Source organism: Rhodococcus daqingensis (assembly GCF_042665615.1).
Classification (GTDB): Bacteria; Actinomycetota; Actinomycetes; order Mycobacteriales; family Mycobacteriaceae; genus Rhodococcus_G; species Rhodococcus_G daqingensis.
Genome location: NZ_JBHTCS010000022.1, coordinates 170,849 through 190,896, shown reverse-complemented (window position 1 = coordinate 190,896; position 20,048 = coordinate 170,849). Strand labels below are relative to the sequence as shown.

General features: G+C 66.6%; 22 protein-coding genes. 12 read left to right on the top strand and 10 right to left on the bottom strand.

The features are described 5' to 3' along the window. The first annotated feature begins 13 nt into the window (after positions 1-13). Entirely contained in the window at positions 14-634 is a 621-nt protein-coding gene (locus tag ACFQS9_RS18595; RefSeq protein WP_378407345.1) for an RES family NAD+ phosphorylase, read from the top strand. Between the two features lie 101 nt (positions 635-735). Further along, the gene (locus ACFQS9_RS18590) at positions 736-1,971 is read left to right on the top strand and encodes a hypothetical protein (protein ID WP_378407521.1); all 1,236 of its coding nucleotides are present in this window, start codon (positions 736-738) and stop codon (positions 1,969-1,971) included. Between the two features lies 1 nt (position 1,972). On the opposite strand, the gene ACFQS9_RS18585 is transcribed toward ACFQS9_RS18590, so the two are convergent. Then, positions 1,973-3,859: a sulfatase-like hydrolase/transferase gene (locus tag ACFQS9_RS18585; protein WP_378407343.1), complete on the bottom strand. Its 1,887-nt coding sequence runs from the start codon at positions 3,857-3,859 to the stop codon at positions 1,973-1,975. 264 nt (positions 3,860-4,123) lie between these two features. Between ACFQS9_RS18585 and ACFQS9_RS18580 the strand changes: the two genes are divergently transcribed. Both ACFQS9_RS18580 and ACFQS9_RS18575 read left to right on the top strand, forming a co-directional pair. After that, the gene (locus tag ACFQS9_RS18580; protein WP_378407341.1) at positions 4,124-4,288 is read left to right on the top strand and encodes a hypothetical protein; all 165 of its coding nucleotides are present in this window, start codon (positions 4,124-4,126) and stop codon (positions 4,286-4,288) included. A 96-nt stretch (positions 4,289-4,384) separates the two neighbouring features. After that, positions 4,385-4,753: a hypothetical protein gene (locus ACFQS9_RS18575; protein ID WP_378407339.1), complete on the top strand. Its 369-nt coding sequence runs from the start codon at positions 4,385-4,387 to the stop codon at positions 4,751-4,753. A 31-nt stretch (positions 4,754-4,784) separates the two neighbouring features. Here ACFQS9_RS18575 and ACFQS9_RS18570 read toward each other — a convergent pair whose 3' ends face one another. Next, a complete protein-coding gene (locus ACFQS9_RS18570) occupies positions 4,785-5,279 on the bottom strand; it encodes a DUF6328 family protein (protein ID WP_378407519.1) in 495 nt (164 codons plus the stop codon). 195 nt (positions 5,280-5,474) lie between these two features. On the opposite strand from ACFQS9_RS18570, the gene ACFQS9_RS18565 reads away from it, so the two are divergent. After that, positions 5,475-5,630: a DUF6131 family protein gene (locus tag ACFQS9_RS18565; RefSeq protein WP_378407337.1), complete on the top strand. Its 156-nt coding sequence runs from the start codon at positions 5,475-5,477 to the stop codon at positions 5,628-5,630. Positions 5,631-5,651: 21 nt separating this feature from the next. Here the strand turns inward: ACFQS9_RS18565 and ACFQS9_RS18560 are convergent, their stop codons facing one another. Beyond that, a complete protein-coding gene (locus tag ACFQS9_RS18560; protein ID WP_378407517.1) occupies positions 5,652-6,425 on the bottom strand; it encodes a SigB/SigF/SigG family RNA polymerase sigma factor in 774 nt (257 codons plus the stop codon). Continuing rightward, positions 6,413-6,856 carry an ATP-binding protein gene (locus ACFQS9_RS18555; protein ID WP_378407335.1) on the bottom strand — a complete coding sequence of 148 codons (444 nt, stop codon included), beginning with the start codon at positions 6,854-6,856 and terminating at the stop codon, positions 6,413-6,415. The genes ACFQS9_RS18560 and ACFQS9_RS18555 overlap by 13 nt, the downstream gene beginning before the upstream one ends. Before the next feature lie 306 nt (positions 6,857-7,162). Between ACFQS9_RS18555 and ACFQS9_RS18550 the strand changes: the two genes are divergently transcribed. Next, positions 7,163-7,600, top strand: a complete 438-nt coding sequence (locus ACFQS9_RS18550) for an STAS domain-containing protein (RefSeq protein WP_378407333.1) — start codon at positions 7,163-7,165, stop codon at positions 7,598-7,600. A gap of 45 nt (positions 7,601-7,645) precedes the next feature. On the opposite strand, the gene ACFQS9_RS18545 is transcribed toward ACFQS9_RS18550, so the two are convergent. From ACFQS9_RS18545 to ACFQS9_RS18535, 3 genes are all read right to left on the bottom strand, one after another. Beyond that, a complete protein-coding gene (locus ACFQS9_RS18545; protein WP_378407515.1) occupies positions 7,646-8,266 on the bottom strand; it encodes a PAS and ANTAR domain-containing protein in 621 nt (206 codons plus the stop codon). A gap of 217 nt (positions 8,267-8,483) precedes the next feature. Next, positions 8,484-9,215, bottom strand: coding sequence for a hypothetical protein (locus ACFQS9_RS18540; protein WP_378407331.1), 732 nt, complete (start codon positions 9,213-9,215; stop codon positions 8,484-8,486). A gap of 148 nt (positions 9,216-9,363) precedes the next feature. Continuing rightward, positions 9,364-9,861, bottom strand: a complete 498-nt coding sequence (locus ACFQS9_RS18535) for a hypothetical protein (RefSeq protein WP_378407329.1) — start codon at positions 9,859-9,861, stop codon at positions 9,364-9,366. Between the two features lie 507 nt (positions 9,862-10,368). On the opposite strand from ACFQS9_RS18535, the gene ACFQS9_RS18530 reads away from it, so the two are divergent. Genes ACFQS9_RS18530 through ACFQS9_RS18515 form a run of 4 tightly spaced genes read left to right on the top strand, consistent with a single transcriptional unit; the run spans position 10,369 to position 16,316 of the window. Next, a complete protein-coding gene (locus ACFQS9_RS18530) occupies positions 10,369-12,204 on the top strand; it encodes an ABC transporter ATP-binding protein (RefSeq protein WP_378407328.1) in 1,836 nt (611 codons plus the stop codon). After that, complete coding sequence (locus ACFQS9_RS18525) at positions 12,201-13,022, top strand: serine/threonine-protein kinase (RefSeq protein WP_378407326.1); 822 nt, start codon at positions 12,201-12,203, stop codon at positions 13,020-13,022. The genes ACFQS9_RS18530 and ACFQS9_RS18525 overlap by 4 nt, the downstream gene beginning before the upstream one ends. Before the next feature lie 18 nt (positions 13,023-13,040). Continuing rightward, positions 13,041-14,249: an FAD-dependent monooxygenase gene (locus ACFQS9_RS18520; protein ID WP_378407324.1), complete on the top strand. Its 1,209-nt coding sequence runs from the start codon at positions 13,041-13,043 to the stop codon at positions 14,247-14,249. 6 nt (positions 14,250-14,255) lie between these two features. Then, positions 14,256-16,316, top strand: a complete 2,061-nt coding sequence (locus ACFQS9_RS18515) for a prolyl oligopeptidase family serine peptidase (protein ID WP_378407322.1) — start codon at positions 14,256-14,258, stop codon at positions 16,314-16,316. Positions 16,317-16,354: 38 nt separating this feature from the next. Here the strand turns inward: ACFQS9_RS18515 and ACFQS9_RS18510 are convergent, their stop codons facing one another. Beyond that, positions 16,355-16,558, bottom strand: a complete 204-nt coding sequence (locus ACFQS9_RS18510) for a hypothetical protein (RefSeq protein ID WP_378407320.1) — start codon at positions 16,556-16,558, stop codon at positions 16,355-16,357. Between the two features lie 150 nt (positions 16,559-16,708). On the opposite strand from ACFQS9_RS18510, the gene ACFQS9_RS18505 reads away from it, so the two are divergent. Beyond that, positions 16,709-17,296, top strand: coding sequence for a type 1 glutamine amidotransferase domain-containing protein (locus tag ACFQS9_RS18505; protein ID WP_378407318.1), 588 nt, complete (start codon positions 16,709-16,711; stop codon positions 17,294-17,296). Positions 17,297-17,317: 21 nt separating this feature from the next. Here ACFQS9_RS18505 and ACFQS9_RS18500 read toward each other — a convergent pair whose 3' ends face one another. Beyond that, complete coding sequence (locus ACFQS9_RS18500) at positions 17,318-17,632, bottom strand: hypothetical protein (RefSeq protein WP_378407316.1); 315 nt, start codon at positions 17,630-17,632, stop codon at positions 17,318-17,320. Between the two features lie 177 nt (positions 17,633-17,809). Here ACFQS9_RS18500 and ACFQS9_RS18495 point away from each other — a divergent pair, with 177 nt between their 5' ends. Then, complete coding sequence (locus ACFQS9_RS18495) at positions 17,810-18,244, top strand: cupredoxin domain-containing protein (protein ID WP_378407314.1); 435 nt, start codon at positions 17,810-17,812, stop codon at positions 18,242-18,244. A gap of 7 nt (positions 18,245-18,251) precedes the next feature. On the opposite strand, the gene ACFQS9_RS18490 is transcribed toward ACFQS9_RS18495, so the two are convergent. After that, the gene (locus tag ACFQS9_RS18490) at positions 18,252-19,346 is read right to left on the bottom strand and encodes a tyrosine-type recombinase/integrase (RefSeq protein WP_378407312.1); all 1,095 of its coding nucleotides are present in this window, start codon (positions 19,344-19,346) and stop codon (positions 18,252-18,254) included. Between the last annotated feature and the right edge of the window lie 702 nt (positions 19,347-20,048).

The window sequence follows — 20,048 nt, the reverse complement described above, 5'->3', positions numbered from 1 at the left end:
ACCCCCACCCGCGGTGACCGCAGAGGTGGCGTCGATCCCTGCCGGAACGAAGCTGTGGCGCATTCATTCCGGCGCCCCCGATCGGCATGTCCTGTCCCTGAACCAGGCCCCGGCCCATCCCGTCCACGGCGGCAGGTTCGACTCCCCGGACGGCTCGTTCCACTACAGCTATTTCGGCGACGACATCTCGGTGTGCATCGCCGAGACCTACTGCCGCTCACTCCCGCTCGACGACAACGTGCCCAGGATCCTGCGCAGGCGCAAGCTCGAGGGCCGGGTGCTGTCGCAGGTGCAGGTGACCACCGAGTTCCCGGTCGCGCTCCTGCACGGCCGCCACCTGGCCGCCATCGGTCAGGACCTCTGGCTCACGAAGTGCGACCCCGTCGACTATCCCCTGACCCAGCAGTGGGCGGCGGCGGTGGTGAACGGCTCCGAGGTGCGAGGCATCAAATACAGGGCCCGCAACGACGAGGACCGGTTCTCGGTGGTCATGACCATTCGCGCGGACGCGGACCCGCCCGTCGCGCTGGCAGACCTGATGACCGTCGTCCGTGATCCCATTCCGCTCGACGACCCCGCCGGGCTGGAACTGGTTCGGTCGCACCTCGCCGTCTACAACGCCACGCTGCGCTGACCACGCGCGTAGCGTGAGCACCTGGACGAACGGAGTCGGGTATGGCCGAGGCGGTGCCACAGTCGAGGTACTCGGTGCGTGTTCTCCTTGCGCTGGTCTGCATGGTGGTGAGCGCGGCGCTCGGGGTGCCCACGGCGGCGGGCGCCGCCCCGCCCGCGGGCCCGGCGATCGGGTGCGCGTGGCGGTTCATGTCCAACGACACGGTCCTCAATGTCGCGTTCCCGGACTCGAACGCCACCTACTGGGTGCTGCCGTATGCCTTGGGCGGAGATGACCGGATCGAGCTGAGCGGCGACTATCCCGCGGCGCGGTACTTCTCGCTCAACACCTACGGCACGGACCTGAACACGGTCGACACCCTCCGCGACGACATGATCGTTCCGGATGCAGGCAGCGGGAACCCGTTCGCGGATCCCTCGTTGACCGGACTGCCGGCCTTGGCGAGACGGTGGCACGCCACCGTGGTGCCCGGCGAGGCGAACCACGCGCTAAACCAGATCCGGGCGCTACCCTCCGGGGCAGGCAGCCAGACGGTGCCGATGGGTTTCCTGATCATCCGGGTGTACGTCCCGGACGACGCGGCCTCGCTCCCCGGAGGGGTGCCGCTTCCCGCGGTGGCCCTGGTCCTCGACAATGGCGCGACCACCATCCCCATCTCGACCTGCCCCGCTGCCTTCGACCCCGCAGACGCGACCAGCGGACCGCTTGGGCAGGCGATGGAGCAGGCGTTCGATCGGCTCATCGCAGGCGCGGCATCGGGTGCGTTCCCGGGGAACGTGCCGGAGGCGACGTTCGTGAACCCGGCCAGCACCTCCGGCCTGTTCCCCAACGGCGACAACAAGTACATCGGTGCCGGATTGACCTATCAGCCGGGCCGGATCGTGGTCGTGCGTGGGCGGGCGCCGAGCTTCCCGGACACCCGTGCGGGCGTGCCGGTGACCGAGCCGGGGCAGCAGGTGCGGTACTGGTCGATGTGCCAGAACGATCAGGTGTCGCCGTATCCGGTGGTGGCGTGTGCGGCGGATTTCCAGACCGGGGTCGACGCCGGTGGCTACTACACCTATGTCGTGGCGGCGCCCGAGGACGTGCCGGCGACCGCGACGTCGGACCCGACGGTGACCGTCCTGCCCTGGGGGTCGACAGCGGTGCCGAGGAAGGTGCTGTTCATGCGGCACATGCTGCCCAGTCCGGCCTTCTATCCGTACTCGGTGCAGGCGTCCCAGGCGGCCAACGCCGATCCCGCGGCGACCATGGGGGAGTACTACCCGCGCGCGTCCTACTGCGCGCGCGCCGACTTCGAGGCCGGTGGCTATCGAGCCTGCCTGGACAAGGGCTGAGTCAGAAGACCTCTCCGAACGGCGTCAGCCTCGCGAGTCCCTCCTTGTCGATCTCGCCCGGGGTGAACCGGTCGATCGCCTGGACGTAGGTGAGGTACCGGGCCTGCGCGGCCGCGCTCTGCGGCTGATATGACGGCGGCAACGCGGCGGCCAGCTGACCGGGCACGAACTGCGTCATCAGCTGTGCCGCCATCGCCCTGGCCCGGGGATCGTGATCGAAGGTGTTGTCGAGTTCGGCCCGGCCGCGCTCGGTGGCGTAGTCGTAGAACTCGTACTGGAACGAGGACGGGTCTATGTAGGCCGTGGGGCCGAGCCACTTGGAGTAGACCGCCACCTTCGCCTCCGGCGTGCGCATCACGTAGATGTGCGTGGGCGAGTCGTTCCAGTTGGTGCCCTGCGGCGGATGCTCGTTGGTGGCCAGCAGGACGTGCGGGCGGCCGCCGGCGGCGTTGCTGCGGAGCAGTGGCATCAGGTCCAGCCGCTCCCCGTAGGTGAGCGCGAGATCCCCGCTCATCCAGCCGCGGTCGCCGAATCCGAGGGTGACCAACATCGGCAGCACGTCGACGCTCGACGTCAGGTGCGTGCGCACGGCGTCCGTGTCGCCGGTGAAGCGTCCGGTCGGGTCGGCCACGATCAGCGGGATGTGGAAGGCCTCGTCGTAGGCGGTCGCGAGCTTGCCCGCGACGAGTCCGTGCGCGCCCGCGTACTCGCCGTGGTCGGAGGTCATCACGAAGACGGTGTTCTTCGCGATGTCGGCGGGCATCGCCTCCAGCACGGTGCCGATGTGCGCGTCGACCATCGACAGGATCCGTGTGTAGCTGTCGAGGGCGCGCTCCCAGTAGGTGTACGGCGCATAGGCGATATTGCGGGTGGGGTCGGTTCCGGCGCCGTACGGGCGCAGGCCGAACTCCGAGGAGTTGAGGTGATCGTCGGTCACCCCGCCCCATACCAGCGCCTGGAACTCCCGCGCGAACGTCTGGGTGCTCGGCTTCGACCTCAGCGCGGCGGCGGGCTCCCAGTTGGGCGGGATCGACGGGAATCCCAGCCTCGGTGGATCGGCCAGCTCAGCGGCCGCGGGTGGCCAGGCCCGCGCAGGCTCGAGCGGCGGCTCGTGGTCCTGGTACAGCGCGGTGTAGCGCTGCGCCTCCGTCCCTGCCCAGAAGAACTGCTGGTCGTGCGGGTTGACGAAGCTGACCGTCAGGCAGAACGGCTTGTCGCCCGGCCTGCGGTTCGCCAGCCAGCCCGCCGCCTGACGGGCGATCAGGCCGTCGTCACTGGTGCCCTCGCCGTTCATGCCGATGATGTCCGGCAGGGTCATGCCGTGGAAGCCGTACGGTTCGAGGTAGCCCTCACCGATCCCGGTGTCCTGGTCGGGTGAGGGGGACAGGTGCCACTTTCCGACGTACGGCGTCTCGTAGCCCGCCTGCCGGAGCAGCTTGCCGTAGGTCGGGAACTCGCGTCCGAGCGCGGGCGAGGGGACCGGACTGTTCCGGTCTCCCATGCGGGTCTGCAGCAGCCAGGTCTGCATCGGATAAAGCCCGGTGGCGAATGCGGCGCGCCCGGGACTGCACGCGACGCCCGCGGTGAAATGCTGCGCGAATTTCACGCCCGTGGCCCACAGGCCGTACAGGTTCGGCATGAACCGTTCGAGAAATTGGCCGGGTGAGGTGACGCCGGCCGGAAACACGGACGGGAACCGCATTTCATCGACGACGATGAACACGATATTGGGCTGCTGATAGCGGCCCTTCGGTGGGCCGGGGGGCGCCTGCGCGGCGTCGGCGCGGCCGTCGAACAGGCCGGACATGACGGTGATGCCGCCTGCCGCCGCCGCGCCGGTGAGAAATGTCCGTCTGTCGATCCGGGGAGCGGGATTCTCCTGAGGCATTGCGATTTCCCCTTCCGGTGCACCGGCTTCCCATCAACAGATACGCCCACTGCATCCGGAACATGAAGGAATCGGAGAAACCACCCGCGGTCGCCCGCGAATTCCAGAAGTGTGATTTCTGCAGATGATTCACCCAAGGGTGGGCCATTCTTCGCCCTGGGGTGATGGCGCCCCGACCGCCGCGCGGCTCAACATTGAGGGGAACGAATCCACATCAGGATTCACCCCGTCACGATCCACGGAGAGCTCGGCATGAATCTCGGCATGAATGCAATGAACACATCGGCGTCGACCGCGTCCGGAACCGGCGGCTCCATGAGTACCGAGGAGATCAAGGCCCACATCGACGGCATGTTCGCGTCTGGCGCCCGGCCCTCGCGGCGCCGAGTGCGCGGGTTGCACAAACTGAACGAGACGCTCGCGGCCTGATCGGGCGCTCCACGGTCCGCCGCAGGCTTGGCCTGCCTCGATAGGCGCGGGCGGCGTTAGGGTGGAGAGGGCGGAAATTTCGCCAAGGAGCCGAAGATGGACAACACCATCGTCATGTGGATCATCGTTGCGCTCGTCGTCGTTCTCGCGGTGGCCGCGGTCGCCTGGGTGTCGATGAACAGACGCAAGGAGCATCACCGCGTCGAGGCCGAGACCATTCGCGACGATGCTGCGGAGCGGTCGATGAAGGTCAGCGAACAAGAGGCGCTCGCGGAGGAGACCGCGGCCAAGGCTCGGGTCGCCGAGGCGGAGGCCGATGCCAAGGCCGCGGAGGCGGCCCGACTCGAGAGCCGGGCGCAGGCGCGCGGGAGTGAGGCAGCGGCGTCCCGGAGTGAGGTCGAGGACGACCTGAAGCGCGCCGACAAGATCGACCCGGACACGGAGTCCGAGAAACCACCGGAATGATCGACCGCCGGCAAGGCCGAGGAGAGTCGTATCAGTCCCGGAGATGGAGCCAGGGCAGGAGTATCCAGAAGTAGGAGAAGGCAAGCACGGTGACGGCCCCCGCGACAGCGCCCACGTGAGGACCGATCACCGTGCCGGCGATCAGCATCACGACGCCGGTCAGTGCCAGGCCGAGCAGGAGGAGGCCGCTGAGCTCGAGTCGATGAGCGGACGACACGAGGGTGCGCAGCTTGCGCTGACGGAACATGACCCTGTGCATTCCCACCGGGGCGAGAAGCAGGATCGTGGACGAGATCGACAGGAACACCGTAACCAGATAGACGGACCGCTCGTAGGTCGACAGTTCGGCGAATCGCACCTGAAAAGGCAGGAAGAGGAGGAAGCCCGTCAGCAGTTGTACGCCGGTCTGGACCACGCGTAACTCCTGGAGGATGCTCGCCCAGTTGCGGTCGAGGCGCTGGGTTTCCGTCTCGTGGCGGGCGTACCTGTTCCAATCGGCGTCCGACTCGGGATGGTCCGCGTCCATGTGGGACTCCCGGTCGCCGCCCGGCTCGGAGGCCGAGGTCTGCTCGTCCCGATCCATCCTTCAATGGTCATGGCATTCGCTAAGGACCGCAAGAGTTCTCGGGTCGCCGAGTCTGTCGTTCGTATTGCCGGCGTGCTTCAATTGAACGACAACGCCTTCTGTTCTCGATCGCAGGTCTGAGATGGGGTGCGACCCATGATCGTGCTTGGTTTGATCCTCTTGCTCATCGGCTTCCTGACAGGAATCTCGATTCTGTGGACGATCGGAATCGTTCTCCTCGTGGTCGGCCTGATCCTGGCGCTGCTCGGGGCCACCGGTCGCGCGGTCGGCGGTCGCAAGAACTGGTACTAGCGGCGGCCTTGGCCGCCACGCTCACCCTCCGATTGCCTCACGCAGGGAGGCCAGGGTTCTGGCCAGGATGCGTGAGACGTGCATCTGGGAGATGCCCACCTGCTCCGCGATCTGTGTTTGCGTGAGGTTGCCGAAGAAGCGCAACACGAGCACCGTGCGTTCTCGTTCCGGGAGGCCGGCGAGGAGGGGGCGCAGTGACTCTCGATCGTCGACTGCGTCGAACGCGGCGTCGAGATCGCCGATGGTGTCCGCCAATGTCTGGCCGTCCGCACGGTCCGTTCCGGGAGCGTCGACCGACGCTGTTTGATAGGCGTTGCCGGCGAGTAATGCCTCGTCGATGTCCGCGCGGCTCACGGAGAGCTCGGCCGCGAGCTCGGTCGGCGTCGGTGCTCGTCCCAACCGTTGGCTCAGCACGCCGGTCGCCTTTCCGATCGCGAGGTGAATTTCCTTGGTGCGCCTGGGGACTCGCAGCGACCAGCCGACGTCCCTGAAATGTCTACGGACCTCACCCATGATCGTGGGGACGGCAAAGGACACGAACTCGGATCCCTGTGCCACGTCGAATCTGTTCACGGCGTTGACCAGTCCGAGGCGTGCCACCTGCACCAGGTCTTCGTGCGGTTCACCTCGCCCGTCGAACCGGCGAGCTATGTGCTCCGCCAGCGGCAGGCAGCGAGCCACGATCGCCTCGCGCACGGCGAGGCGAGCCGGGTCGTGGGGTGGCATGGCGGCCAGGGCGAGGAACTGGGCGTTCACGTCCGTGTACTCGTCCGAGCGCTGGCTCACCCCTCCGATCCGCCTGACTTCAGCGTGAACTCGATGCTCAGGATGGAGTGTGTGTCGGAATCGGGGTCGGGAGTCCGATGTGCGGCGACTTCGTCGGTCAGCGTCCGGAGTACATGCCAGCCGAATCCGTGTTCGGACACTCCCACCGCATCGTCGGGGCCGATCCGCACCGACCCGGAGAACTCGATCCGGCGCCCGCGGACGTGGTAACGACAGGACAGGGACGCTTCCGGAGCCGCGGCACGGATCAACCTGGTCGCCGCTTCGTCGACGGCGAGCCGCAGGTCGGCGATCGTGTCGAGGTCGAAGTCGTTGTGTGTCGCCATCGCCGAAGCGACAGACCGGACGATGAAGAGCTGTTCGGCCTGGGCTGGGACCCGGAGTTCGACCAAGGATCCCGACCGCCCCGGAATGGGCTCGTCGGCGTATGCCTGGGACATGCGGCCTCGTTTCATCCGATGCGGGACGTCGCCGTTCGCTGACACGCAGAAGACTACCCACCCTCGGAGGTCCCCCAAACGTCATCGATCCGCACGCGGCGATCGAGCCGGTGAACTCGGATGTCTCTGGCCCGACGGGTCGATTTCTGGTAGGAACGAAGGAGGTTGAGCCCACAGCCTGCGGTAGGTCCAGCAGGTCGTCGTGGCTCCCGAGATCACAGTGTCTCTCCCAAGATCACAGCGTCTTGCGCCGACGCACCATCACTGCACCTACCAGAAGCGAACCGCGAAGGTGAGGAGGGTGCCGTGCCCACGCGCCACCAGCTCGACGAATCCGACCGGACATCACATCCCGGGGCCACCCGCGAGAGACGTTCGCCTCCTACCGTTGTCCGAATGCGGGGCGACGTCGACGCGGCCGCGCTCGGTGAGTTCAGCCGGCACCTCAACGCCGGAATCGGCACCGCGGTTCGTGTCCTGGTCGTCGATCTGTCGAAGGTCACCTTCCTCAGCATCAGGGGTGCCGAGGTGCTCGCGGACGCCCAGTGGCGCGCAGGCCACGACGGCGTCGAGCTGGTCCTGGTCACCGGCGGGCGGGCAGTGGACAGAACGCTGACCGTCACCGGGCTCGAGGACCGGTTCCGTCGTTTCGGGTCAGCGGACGACGCTGTTCGTCAGACCCGTCGCGGCCGGGCACTGATGACGGTCCCGGCACCGGTCGAGAGATTCCGGGACGCCGGCTAGCGAGGCATCACACCCGACCGCCGACCGGAACGCGCCCGCGGGCGGTCAACGGACGGATCGCCGGTCCGCCCGGTCGGTCGGGGTGAGCAGGATGTGGTTGAAGTCCTCCCGAAACCCCTGCGGGGTGTCGAGCTTGGTTGCGATGTCGCGGAGGAGCGCTCGCGCGACATCGCGGACCTTGACGTTCGTTTCCTGCGAGCGCCAGGTCAGAACCTCGAATGCGCGGTCGGCCGAGATGCCGTAGGCGAGCATCAGCGCCCCCTTCGCCTGCTCGATCGCGGACCGGGAGGACGCGATCTCGGCTACGACGTCGTCGACCGATTCCTGAACCTCGGATTCGAAGGCATCGGTGAGGTCGATGTAGAACCCGAACGTGCCGATCACCTTGCCGCCGTCGTCGAGCAGCCGGTCGCCGACGACCACCACGCGATGGGTCTCGCCCTCGGTGTCGATGATGCGGTGACGACTGCTGAACGGTGCACCGTGGGCACGCACGTTGTCCAGTATCGCCGCGACGTGCGATTTGTCGTCGGGATGTTTGTGCGAGAGCAGGAGCTCGGTCGTCGGGACCACGGACCCCGGTTCGTACCCGTGCATCCGGGCGACCGCGGCGGACCACTCCCACGCGTCGTCGGCGACCCGGAAGCGAAAACTCCCGACCAGCATGCCCGACGCGTCGACGGCGGGTTCGAGATCGCTCGGCTCCGGCCGCGCCTCGGGCGCCACATCGCTCACCCATCGAGTATGGACCCATTCGGGGGTGGTGGCGATCTGTCGAGGAGGGCGGTCGATCTGCACCCTGCGGGGTGCCCGCAGGGTGCGCGGCGGCCGCCGCAGTTTCCTTGGGCGGCAGCGCCTTTGTGGTCCCCGGGGAGGTCGACGACTAGTTCTCGGCGTTCCAGAATCCGATCCACACCGCACCCCACCAGCAGATCTGGGAGATCAGTGCGGTCGCTGCACCCCAGCCCATCAGCCGAGGGGTGAGAGGAATCGGAACATGTTGGGAGATACGTCTGCTGAGGATGAGGGCCTGCAGTCCGTTGATCGTCAGAATCAGGACGAGGATCATCTTGATTCGTGTCAGGCCGGACGTGAGGTCGGGTTCGAGCAGCGCTCCGCTGGCGACGAGGCCGACGAGGCCCGCCCAGATGGGCAGGTGGAGCCGACTTGCCCCACCGATCGCCTCGGCGAGGGTGCAGCGGCCGGACAGCCACACCAGCACGAGGTAGTCGGCGACCAACACGGCGCCGAAGCCGAGCACCAGCGACGCCAGGTGCACGAACAGCGCAACGGTGTGGAGTGTCGGGTCGACGTCGACGTGCGCGGAGATCCACAGGACCACCGCGATCAGCGACGACGCCACGAGCGCGACGGCCGCGATGATCCACCACGAATCGTGCAGCGCGTGTGGGCGTTCGGGCTCCGTGGCAAGCCACGTCGATCGCCGGGCGGCGACGACCGAGGTCGGCACGTGGAGATGTTGACGCCCCCACGTCACGGCTTCCACGCGTGGCTTCGGCCGAACGGCACCGGCGGCGGCCGGTTCGGGCGGCAGGAGATCGGGCTCGGACGGGTCCAGGTCGGCGGCGCCGACGATGTGGGGGGTGTCGTACACAGGGATCGATCCTGACGGGTGGGGCGGGCGAGAAGTCGTCTCCGCGCGGCGCTTTCCACCGCGAAGCGTGCTGGGAGCTCCGCGGCTCGGGACGGGAGTCGGTGGTTGGCGCGCGCTGCCCCGGACGCCAACCACCGCCGATCCGCTGCTAGCTGCCGAACCCGCCGATCAGGCTCTCGAGCCCGAAGTCCAGGCTGCCACCGGCCGGATTGCCCGAGGTCACCGTGACCCGCACCGCGGCGATCGGGTCCTGGTAGTCGACGTCGCCCTCTTCCTTGCACTTGGTGCGGACCTGGTACTCGCCCGCGGGGAAGACCGCGGAGGTACCGGTGCCGGAGGCGCCGGTCAGGACCTGGCCCGCGACCATCGTCTCGCCCACGATGAGGTAGCTCTCGCCGACCTTGGTGGTCTTGTCCAGCACGGTGGCGTCGCCGCGGTAGACGGTGCCCTCGCACTTGACGAACGCCTTCGTGGTGTTCAGCCCGGTGATCGTGGTGGTGATGGTGCCCTTGCCCGCGTTCGCGGCCACGGTCGCACCGCCGGTGATGGCCGCCGAGCCCATGGCGGGGTTCGCGATCAGGGCGAGCGCGGACAGGCCGGCGATGGTGCCGGCACCGGCGAGACGACGCTTGGTGAAACTTGCCACGGAGTGCTCCATTCGTGGGTCACCGTGCCCAGGCACGGTGGATCGACCTCGCACACGAAAGCCGGTCCGAGACCTTTCGGTCGGACCCGGCCAGTATGCGAGTTAGCTAAGGATGTCCTGTGTGAGGACCGCCTTAGTAAAAGTGTTCGGGTACCCGAAGTCAACCAATGTGGTTCCGGTCACATATGGGCATTTGTCCAGGTAGGGGCCGGTGACCGGAGATCCAGATGTCCAGTTGTGAGGCCAGCCTAACCTTGTTATGGTCCCTGCTCGTTGCCGTCCGGCAACCAACAATTCAACGAAAGGGAATACCCCCCATGGCATTCACCGTCATTACCGCTGCCGCAACCACCGTCGATGTTGCGTCGGACTCGAGCGCCAGCAGCGACGCAGCGGTGTGCGGCTGGTAGGTCCAGCCCCACGACGCCCCGCCATTGGAGAGGTCCGCCCGTCCAATGGCGGGGCGCTCGCCTGTCGACAACCACTCGAGTCCACAAAAGGAACACCGTGCGCAGCCATAGCCAGGACCACCCGACCGAGCCCGGGCCACAGGATCCCGTCGCATCGGCGCCTGCACTGCGCATCCGTGAGATCTTCCCTCGATTCTGGCCGTACGCCAGCGGATACCGCGGCTGGTTCGGCGTGCTCATTGCGCTGCTCATCCTCGGACCGCTCCTCAGCGCCGCCGCGATCTGGTGCTGGAAGCTGCTCGTCGACGATGTTCTCGTTCCTCGGGACCTCGACTCCCTGGGTCCGATCGTGGCGGGATTCGCGGTTCTGACTCTCGCCAGTGCACTGATCCAGTTCGCACAGGACTACCTGTCGACGTGGCTCGGCGAGAACTTCCTGTTCAATCTCCGGTCCAGCGTCTTCCGGCACCTACAGCGCATGTCTTCCGACTTCTACACCCGTCGCGGCCAAGGAGACGTGCAGTTGCGGCTCAGCGGCGACGTCGCCGCGATCCAGACCTTTGTCCTCGCCGGACCTACGCAGGGCATCGCCGCGATGATCAGAATCGTGTTCTTCTCCGGCACGCTCTTCGTCGTGCAATGGCAACTGGCACTGATCACTCTCGTCACCGCGCCCGTCATGCTGATTCTGACCAGGCACTTCGCACGGCTTCGGCAGGAAGCCGCACGCGAGCAGCGACGCCGCAGTGGCGCGGTTGCCGCCCTCGCCGAGGACGCGATGTACAACATGACGCTCGTCCAATGCTGTGGCCGAGAAGAGTACGAGGCGAAGCGCGTCGACAGTCACGGCCAGGGCGCGCTCGAGGCACAGCTGGCCTCTGCCAAGTACTCCGGCATCTATCGACTCCTGGTTCAGGTCGTCGAGCTGTTCGGCGGCGTTCTCGTGTTCGGCGTGGGCGTCTGGATGCTTATCAATGGCACGGTGACACTCGGTAGCCTGATCGTCTTCCTCGCCTTCTTGCGGGAGCTGTTCGCGCCGTTGAGCGGGCTCGGCAAGCTGACCACGACACTTTTCACCGCAGGAGCCGCGGCCGAACGCGTTCTCGAGCTGCTGGACCAGGAGCCGTCCATCGTCGAGAAGCCAGACGCCCGCTCACTGCAGCGCGCAAACGGGCAGATCCGATTGGAGCGCGTGACCTTCCGATATCCGGACTCCGACCGGCCCGCGCTCGACGACGTTTCTTTTACCGCCGAACCCGGTGAGATCGTCGCGCTCGTCGGACCAAGCGGAGCCGGGAAGTCCACGCTGGCCCGCCTCCTCGGCCGGTTCTGCGATCCTGAATCGGGCGCGGTCCGCCTCGACGGCCACGACCTGCGCGATCTGAAACTCGTTGACATCCGCCGCAATGTCGCGCTGCTCCTCCAGGACGCGTATCTGCTCGACATCTCGGTCGGCGAAAACATCGGGTACGCGATGGCCGATGCGGAACACGGCGACGTCGTCGGAGCCGCAGACGCCGCAGACGCCGACGATTTCATCCGCTGTATGCCCAACGGCTATGACAGCCGTGTCGGACATAGCGGGCGAATGCTCTCTGGCGGACAGCGCCAGCGAGTGACCATCGCGCGCACCATCCTGCAGGACTCGCCCGTGATCGTCCTCGACGAACCTGGGACCGCTCTCGACGCAGCATCACTGCACAGGGTGATGGGCCCGCTCCGCAGGCTCGCCACCGGGCGCACCACAATCGTCATTTCTCACAACCTCATGCTCGCGCGCGCCGCCGACCGCATTCTGGTGCTCGACGAAGGCCGGATAGTCGACTCGGGATCGCATGACAGCCTGCTCGAATCTTCCGGCCTCTACGCCCAACTCTGGGAACTTCAGCAGCACGAAACTGCCGAGGCCGATCTGGTCAGGACTGCACGGTGAATCCCCGCGCAGCCACAGAGCCGGCACCGCTGAATGCGGGCAGCCAACTGATTCCGGGATTTCGCGTTCGCCGCCACCTGCGCCGCGCGACACCTTTCGATGTCTACGAGGTCATCAGCCAGGAACGTCGCTGCAGCTGCATCGCCAAGATGCCACGCCCGGAACTGATCCACAGCGAACGTGCCCGAAAGATGCTGCGAGCCGAGGCCGACCACTTGCTCTCGTTCTCGCATCCCCATCTCGTACGAGCTTATGAATTCGTCGATGAACCGCAGCCGGCTCTCATCATGGAGACGCTCACCGGCCAGACCCTCAAGCATCTCATCCACGAATCCGGGCACGCTCTCACTGCTCAAGAGCTCGCCATCATGGGCACCCACCTGACTTCCGCGCTCGGCTACCTGCACGACAAGCGCCTCGTACATCTCGACCTCAAGCCGTCGAACGTCGTCTGCGAGGCGGGCAAGGTCAAGCTCATCGATCTGAGCCTCGCTCGAGAGCCTGGGACCGTCCACCGTGGGATCGGTACGCGCACCTACCTGTCGCCCGAACAGGCAGCCGGAGGTGAACTCACCACAGCTGCCGATATCTGGGGGATCGGTGCCGTGATGTACGAAGCAGTCACCCGAGCGACGCCATTTCCGGACTCGACACCGCAGGCGTACCAGCAGGTCTCGACACGGCTCCGGCTTCCCAAATCGTGCCGGGTCGAACTGCCGTCCGACCTGGCGTCGACGATCAACGATTGCCTCGAGCCAACAGCGGCCGATCGACCTTCGCTCATCGAGGTCGAGTCGGTCCTAGAACGATTCATCTGACGTGGCGGGAGGGATGTGATGAGGATCGTCTGTGCTGGTGGCGGACCAGCAGGTCTGTACTTCGCGATCTGCGCGAAACGCCGCGATGCCGGCCACGAAATCGCGGTCGTCGAGCGCGACCCGCGGGGCGCCACCTACGGCTGGGGTGTCGGCTACTGGGACGACTTGCTGGACGTGATGTACCGGCATGACCGGGTTTCAGCGCAGAAACTGCGTGCAGCATCGTTCGTGTGGCAAGGACGCAAGGTTGTCCGGGGGGAGCAGGCTGCCTATCTCGGTGGGTCTGGATACAGCGTCAACCGCTCGACGCTCCTGGAGATCCTGACCGAGCGTGCGGAGGAACTCGGAGTCGAGATCCGGCACGAGATCGCCGCTGCTGACCACGACGGCTTCAGCGCGGCGGATCTCATCGTTGCCGCCGACGGGTCACGCAGTCAGATTCGCACCGCCCACGCCGAATCCTTCGGCTCCAGAACGCGTACTGGGCGCAACCGGTTCATCTGGCTCGGTACCGAACAGCGCTTCAAGCAGATGGTGATCGCGATGGAGCAAACCGACGCAGGCTGGATGTGGTTCTATGGCTACCCCTCCGCACCAGGGATCAGCACATGCGTCGTCGAATGTCCGCCCGAGACCTGGACCGGGCTCGGACTCGACTCCGCGAACCACGAGGATGGCGTGCGCATACTCGAGTCGGTGTTCAGGAAGGCGCTCGGCGGAAACTCGCTCATCAGCAGTGACCGCGGGCGGCCCGCCCAGTGGGCACAGTATGTCGAGACCAGCAACGAGACCTTCCACCACGCCAACATCGCGTTGGTCGGCGACGCCGCGCACACCGTGCATTTCACGATGGGGTCTGGCACCGGACTCGCGATGATGGATGCGTGCGAGCTCGCTGCCTCGCTCCACCGTCGGCCTGCACTGTCCGATGCTCTCGAGCGCTACTCACGCAAGCGTCGGTCCGCGCTGCATCGAGTCGCGGCCGCCGGACGAACCAGCATGATGTGGTTTGAGAACGCCGACAACAGTTTCGGCGACGACGTCGTCGATGTTGCCTACGCACTCGCCTGGCGATATCACCCAGAAGAACCCTGGGGGTACGCGTCACATCGGGCTGCCCAGTTCCCGATCGTCCGTCACGGGAGGGATCGCTACGATCACGCCCGGCGCTGGTATCTGGCCCGACGGCGCGGCGAACCGCTCCTTCCCCCGACGCGTCGCTCGTAGGTTTCAGTGAAACAGGCCAATTCCGGTGGCGCCGATCCACACCTGTGGCTCGAGGATGTCGATGACGGCACAGCGATCGCGTGGGCAACCGCGCGGACCGAAGCCACCTGGGCGGAGTTCGCCGGGAGTACCGCCTTCGCCCACCTCAGCCAGCGAATACTGGACATCCGCCAGGACCGCACGCGAATCGCCCATCCCGCCCGCGTCGGGAACTGGTACTACAACCTCTGGCGCGATTCACAGCACCCGCGCGGCGTATGGCGCAGAACGACCTTGTCGGAGTACCGCACGCAAGACCCGCGGTGGGAGCGGTTGATCGATCTCGATGTGCTGGCGGCAGCCGAGAACGAGGACTGGGTGTGGGGTGGCGCGACAATGCTCCGGCCAGCGCAAACCCGGGCTCTCGTGCACCTGTCACGCGGCGGCTCCGACGCAGTCGTCGTCCGCGAGTTCGACCTCACCGCCGGCACCTTCGTCTCCGATGGCTTTGTCGTTCCCGAAGCGAAGACACGAGTGTGCTGGATAGACGAGTCGTCGATATACGTGGGCACCGATTTCGGCGCAGGCAGCCTCACGCGGTCCGGATACCCGCGAACCGCGAAACGGTGGCAGCGGGGAACTCCGATCACCGACGCGGTCACCGTTTTCGAGGGCCATGCTGATGACGTCTCCGTCACCGCGGGATTCGACAAGATGCCCGGATTCGAGCGTCACTACTTCGTCCGGGTCCTGGACACTGCACGGCAGGAGATCCGACTACTCTGTGACGGCGACAATGCCGTGCGGCTCGACGTTCCCGCTGATGCAGCGACCGCCTGGCATCGGGATACTCTCATCGTGGTCCCACGTTCCGCATGGGAAACGGGTGGGAACACCTATCCAGCCGGCGCAGTTCTCGCATCGAGTCTCTCCCGATTCCTCGCGGGGGGAGATGCTTTCGAGGTTCTCTTCACACCGGACGCGCACACATCACTGATCGACGCTGAGTGGACCGCGAGCCACCTTTTGCTGACGATCATGCGCGATGTTCAATCCCTGATCGCGGTCTGCGCTCCATCGCCAACGGGTTGGTCGATCGAGTGGTTGCCGTCGGGAACCCCGATGACGACATCCTCAGTTTCGTGCACTGACCCACTCGACAACGATGAATTCCTCCTCAAGACAACTGGGTTCACCCAGCCGCCGGCACTGCTTGAGGCATCACCGCATCGACCACCGGAACTGGTCAAACAGTCACCCGCGTTCTTCGATGCTTCCGGGATGGGGACAGAGCAGTACTTCGCGACGTCACCCGACGGGACCGACGTGCCCTACTTCGTGACACGGCGAGCGGGAGCGACCGGACCGACCATCATGGCCGGATACGGCGGATTCGGTAAGTCGCTTCTGCCTGCTTACGACGCGCAGAAGGGGGCCGGCTGGCTCGAACGCGGAGGAATCAGCGTCGTTGCAAACATTCGCGGCGGTAACGAGTACGGCCCACGCTGGCACGACCAGGCCCGACGCGAAGGCAGAGTCCACGCCTTCGAGGACTTCGCGGCGATCGCGCGTGACCTCGTGAACCGAGGTATCACGACACCTGACCAACTCGGTGCAGTCGGACGGAGCAACGGTGGCCTCCTGATCGGCGTGATGCTCACTCGATACCCAGAACTGTTCGGTGCGCTGGCCTGTCGGATGCCGGTGCTGGACATGGCCCGCTTCAGCGAGCTCCACGCCGGCGCCTCGTGGACCGCAGAATACGGCGATCCGGACAACCCTCGTGACTGGGCATACCTCGGTGCGTACTCGCCGTATCACCACGTCGAGTGCGGCCGGCCGTACCCGCCGGTTCTCATCACGACGTCCACTCGCGACGACCGGGTTCACCCTGGGCATGCTCGAAAGATGGTCGCGCGACTCGAAGAGGCGGGTCACGAGGTCTGGTACTGCGAACAGACGACGGGTGGACATCGTCGTTCCGCAGGCAAACGGCAGGCGGCATACTCATCAGCTCTTGTGTATGAGTTCTTCCGCCTGAAACTCGGCCTGCCGCTGGTCAGCCCGGCCATCCAGGGTCCAGTCTGATCCCTGGCACGCTGCTTCTCCGTTCGACGTTCCGGCTGTCACGGACTCGGTTGAGGCAAGGTGCAATCCGCGATCTTCGGGTTGACCCCGAGATAGTTCAGGGGCCCGGCGATGACGGTGACGGCGATGGTGCCCGCGGTCGCACAGCTCGTCGGGGTGTCACTGCCGAAGTAGCCGCGCTGGCCCGCGGCGACCGCGCCGACGATCAGCCAGATCAGAACGATGAGCGTCACGATTCGCATGTCGCCTCCGACGGTGTGCTGTGCGTTCGTCTGCCGCGCCGGGCGCACACCAAACGGCGTGAACCCCGGGCCGCATGGTGGTGGTTACCCCACGGCGCAACGGGGTAAACGGACAGAAGCGGCGGATTCGGTCCAGGAAGGACGTGCGCGATGACGAGATCGCTACAGGGCAAGAAGTTCGCTTTCCTCGTGGCGCCCGAGGGTGTCGAACAGGTGGAACTGACCGAGCTGTGGAAAGCAATCCTGGATGCGGGTGGCGCACCGCAGTTGGTCTCGACGGCACCGGGAAGGATCAGCGCCTTCCGACATCTCGACCGCGCGGATTCCTTCGACGTCGACGCCGTCGTCGGGGAGGCTTCCGCGGCCGGCTACGACGGTCTGGTGCTGCCCGGCGGAGTGGCCAATCCGGACTTCCTCCGTACCCGGACAGACGCTGTCGCATTCACGAAGGGCTTCGTCGATGCGGGCAAGCCGATCGCGGTGATCTGCCACGGAGCGTGGACGCTGGTGGAGGCGGACGCGGTCCGGGGCAGGACGCTCACCTCCTGGCCCAGCCTGAGGACCGACATCGCCAACGCCGGCGGCGATTGGGTGGACAAGGCGGTCGTCGTGTGCCGCGCCGAACCGAGCACGCTGGTCTCGAGTCGGCGGCCAAGAGACCTCCCCGCCTTCTGCGCGCAGATGGTCGACACCTTCGCGGGCGATCGGAATGCGGTTCGCCCCAGCGCGGCCGGGTGATCGACTGCGCCCTGCTCGCGGTCACCCCGAATCGGGCGGCCCACCGATTCCGTCCGCACCATGCGCGATGTGTCCACCGACCGCTCCTGCCGCCGCGGCCACGGTGAGTCCGAGCAGACTCAGCGCCTCCGGCCGGTTGGCGAGGGCACTAGTCCACGCACCGAGGGGGACGGTGACGATCGCGGGATGCACGGGATGCCCCAGCCAGCCTCCCCGCAGTGCTCGATCGACGGGACGCCCGTCGAGGGTTGCCCGGATGCGGTTCTGCAGTCCGTCGCTCAGCGGGTCCAGCGCGGATGCGGACTCGGGCAGGCTCAGGACCTGGTGGAGGGTCATGAGGTTCGCGTACCCGGATCGCGCGTCACCGAAACGCGGGAGATTGAACCCAGCCGATTCGTCTTCGGGATCAGACCACGGCGGAGCGCAGGCCTCCTCGCCGCGGAGTGTTTCCGAACCTGAGGAGCGGGTATGTCTGTCCGGTCGACTGCGGGGGTGACATTCACGGAGGAAGCGATGAACGCAACGACAGCGGGTGCACGGCGGTGGCGCGTCCGGTTCGGGATCGTGTTGGCGGCGGTCACCCTCGCGGTGCTACCCGCGTGCGACTCGTCGGACGACGTGTCGACGACTCCCGAGGCGCCCTGGACGGCGCCGTACGGCACGAACACCGGCACCGCGACCACGCCCGGCTCGGTCGCCGACGCGATGACGATCATGATCACGGACTTCAAGTTCGACGTGCCGACCACCGTTCGGCCGGGCGCGGAGATCTCTGTGGTCAACGGCGACGCTGTCGAGCACACGATGACCTCGGACGTCGGAGGAGTCTTCGATGAAGTTGTCGACGGCAATGACACCACCACCTTCAACGCGCCGATGGCACCGGGCTCGTACCCGTTCCACTGCACCCGTCATCCCGACATGCAGGCAATCCTCGTCGTCGAGTGATCCTCCGTCAGCGGTGCTCCGGAGAGGGGAGTGGTGCGCCTCTCGAGACGAGTTCGTAGGCCGGGTTCAGCGCCGCGGCATCGCGGACCGATGCGCCTGCGCCCGCGGTGTAGCGCTGCGTCGTGTTCATGGACTCGTGCCCGAGCATCCGCATCAGGGTGTAGATGCTGACGTTCTGGTCGGCCATCGCCGTCGCAAACGTGTGCCGGAGCTGGTGCACGAGGGCGCCTTTCGCGCGGTCGCCGTTGATGCCGGCGCGACGATAGGCGCGTTCGACGCGGTACTGCAGCGTCCCGCGCGTGATGCGCCTGCCGTCGCCGCCGACGAACATGGGATCGGTGGCCGCGAATCGGTCCCATGGTGAGACGTCGGGCCGCGGCCGTCGTCGCGCCGTGTCGGGGAACCGGTCGGAGCGGCTGACGAGGTAGTCGCCGAGCACGTCGACCACGGCAGGCTCGACGGTGACCACCCGCTCCTTGTTGCCCTTGCCGTGCACATGGATCAGCTTGGCGCGACCGTCCCCGTCGTCGACGGCGTCGCGCAGGTCCCCGAGATCCACCGCGATCAGCTCGGCCGATCGCATCCCGGTCAACAGCCCGGTGAGGATGAGCGCGAGGTCACGCTCGGGCCAGGCGCGCGCACCGTTGTCGTCCGACGACTGCAGAGTCGCGATGAGCCGTTCGACGGAGTCGGCGCGAAACGCCTTCGGCAGTGTCTTGGGGGCCTTGGGGCGCAGCACCGCAGACATCGGGTTGGCGACGATGGCGTCGACGGAGAACAGGAAGTCGCACAGCATGTTCCAGGTCGACCAGCACCGTCTCATCGACGCGGCTTGGTGCGTCAGCGCGTAGTCGGCGAACGCCGCCCGCACGGTTGTCTTGTCGAGGACGTCGAGGGTGAGGTCCGCGACGCTCACCCCGGCGGCGCGGGCGAGGGCATCGGCGATCAGCGCGTAGTCCTGGCGGTACGCCTTGAGCGTGTTCGGGGAGGGTTTGGCGGTGCTGCGGTGGACGAGGAACTCCCCGAACCAGGGGGCCAGTCGACCCTGTTCCCGGCCTCCTCTCGGGAGGAGTTCGTCGTCGGGTTCTCGCACCGTCACCATGAGCGGGCACGCTAGCGGGCGGCACCGACACTCGGGGGAGAGGGTCACCGGTCGGCTCATCCGTGCGGGTAGGGAACGCCGCCGGGTGTGTCGGCCACGCGGGCGGGCGTGAGCCGGAGACCATCGATAATGTCATAACGCGAGGGATATCGGCTTTCGGGCCGTGGCAGTGGTCACCCGACCCGGTGGGCGCCGGCTGGTGCCCGCGCACGTTTCGAGAGCCTCGAGGGCAGGGGGGTGCGGCATCGGCCATAGGGGAGAGGTGCTGGTGTGAATCGTCCTGTAGGTCACGGCCGTTGGGGCGCCGTCCTCGGTGGAGGCCAGCGCCTGCGTGGACCGCTCGGCGGATCGGGCGTGGCTGCCGAGCGAGGGGGGATTGCCGCCCAGTGTCCGCCGCGGCGGACACTGGGCGGGGGAGGGGAATGGTGGCGGTTCGGGTCCGGGCCGGGGTCCGGGTGCCCCGTCGGCACGATAATGACATAACGTCTGGGCTATCGGCTCAAGACTCCAACCGGGGGGAACCTCACGCCGCATCCTGACGTCCCATCACAGTCACCATCCGTAGGCCTGAGACGGGGACGGGGGAGTCGGCCGAACTCCAGGTGCACACGGCGTTTCCCGCGAGTCACGCGGTCGTTGCACGCTTCTGACTCGCGAGCATTCGCCTACGTGCGTGAATCGTAAGGTCGAGGACACCGCGTG

What these genes read in the sequence shown, in the direction of transcription:
- ACFQS9_RS18590 (WP_378407521.1), top strand. Translation starts at nt 736, where the DNA reads ATGGTGGTGAGCGCGGCGCTCGGGGTGCCCACGGCGGCGGGCGCCGCC.
- ACFQS9_RS18585 (WP_378407343.1), bottom strand. Translation starts at nt 3,859, where the DNA reads ATGCCTCAGGAGAATCCCGCTCCCCGGATCGACAGACGGACATTTCTC.
- ACFQS9_RS18580 (WP_378407341.1), top strand. Translation starts at nt 4,124, where the DNA reads ATGAATGCAATGAACACATCGGCGTCGACCGCGTCCGGAACCGGCGGC.
- ACFQS9_RS18575 (WP_378407339.1), top strand. Translation starts at nt 4,385, where the DNA reads ATGGACAACACCATCGTCATGTGGATCATCGTTGCGCTCGTCGTCGTT.
- ACFQS9_RS18570 (WP_378407519.1), bottom strand. Translation starts at nt 5,279, where the DNA reads ATGGACGCGGACCATCCCGAGTCGGACGCCGATTGGAACAGGTACGCC.
- ACFQS9_RS18565 (WP_378407337.1), top strand. Translation starts at nt 5,475, where the DNA reads ATGATCGTGCTTGGTTTGATCCTCTTGCTCATCGGCTTCCTGACAGGA.
- ACFQS9_RS18555 (WP_378407335.1), bottom strand. Translation starts at nt 6,856, where the DNA reads ATGTCCCAGGCATACGCCGACGAGCCCATTCCGGGGCGGTCGGGATCC.
- ACFQS9_RS18545 (WP_378407515.1), bottom strand. Translation starts at nt 8,266, where the DNA reads ATGCTGGTCGGGAGTTTTCGCTTCCGGGTCGCCGACGACGCGTGGGAG.
- ACFQS9_RS18520 (WP_378407324.1), top strand. Translation starts at nt 13,041, where the DNA reads ATGAGGATCGTCTGTGCTGGTGGCGGACCAGCAGGTCTGTACTTCGCG.
- ACFQS9_RS18510 (WP_378407320.1), bottom strand. Translation starts at nt 16,558, where the DNA reads ATGCGAATCGTGACGCTCATCGTTCTGATCTGGCTGATCGTCGGCGCG.
- ACFQS9_RS18505 (WP_378407318.1), top strand. Translation starts at nt 16,709, where the DNA reads ATGACGAGATCGCTACAGGGCAAGAAGTTCGCTTTCCTCGTGGCGCCC.
- ACFQS9_RS18500 (WP_378407316.1), bottom strand. Translation starts at nt 17,632, where the DNA reads ATGACCCTCCACCAGGTCCTGAGCCTGCCCGAGTCCGCATCCGCGCTG.
- ACFQS9_RS18495 (WP_378407314.1), top strand. Translation starts at nt 17,810, where the DNA reads ATGAACGCAACGACAGCGGGTGCACGGCGGTGGCGCGTCCGGTTCGGG.
- ACFQS9_RS18490 (WP_378407312.1), bottom strand. Translation starts at nt 19,346, where the DNA reads ATGGTGACGGTGCGAGAACCCGACGACGAACTCCTCCCGAGAGGAGGC.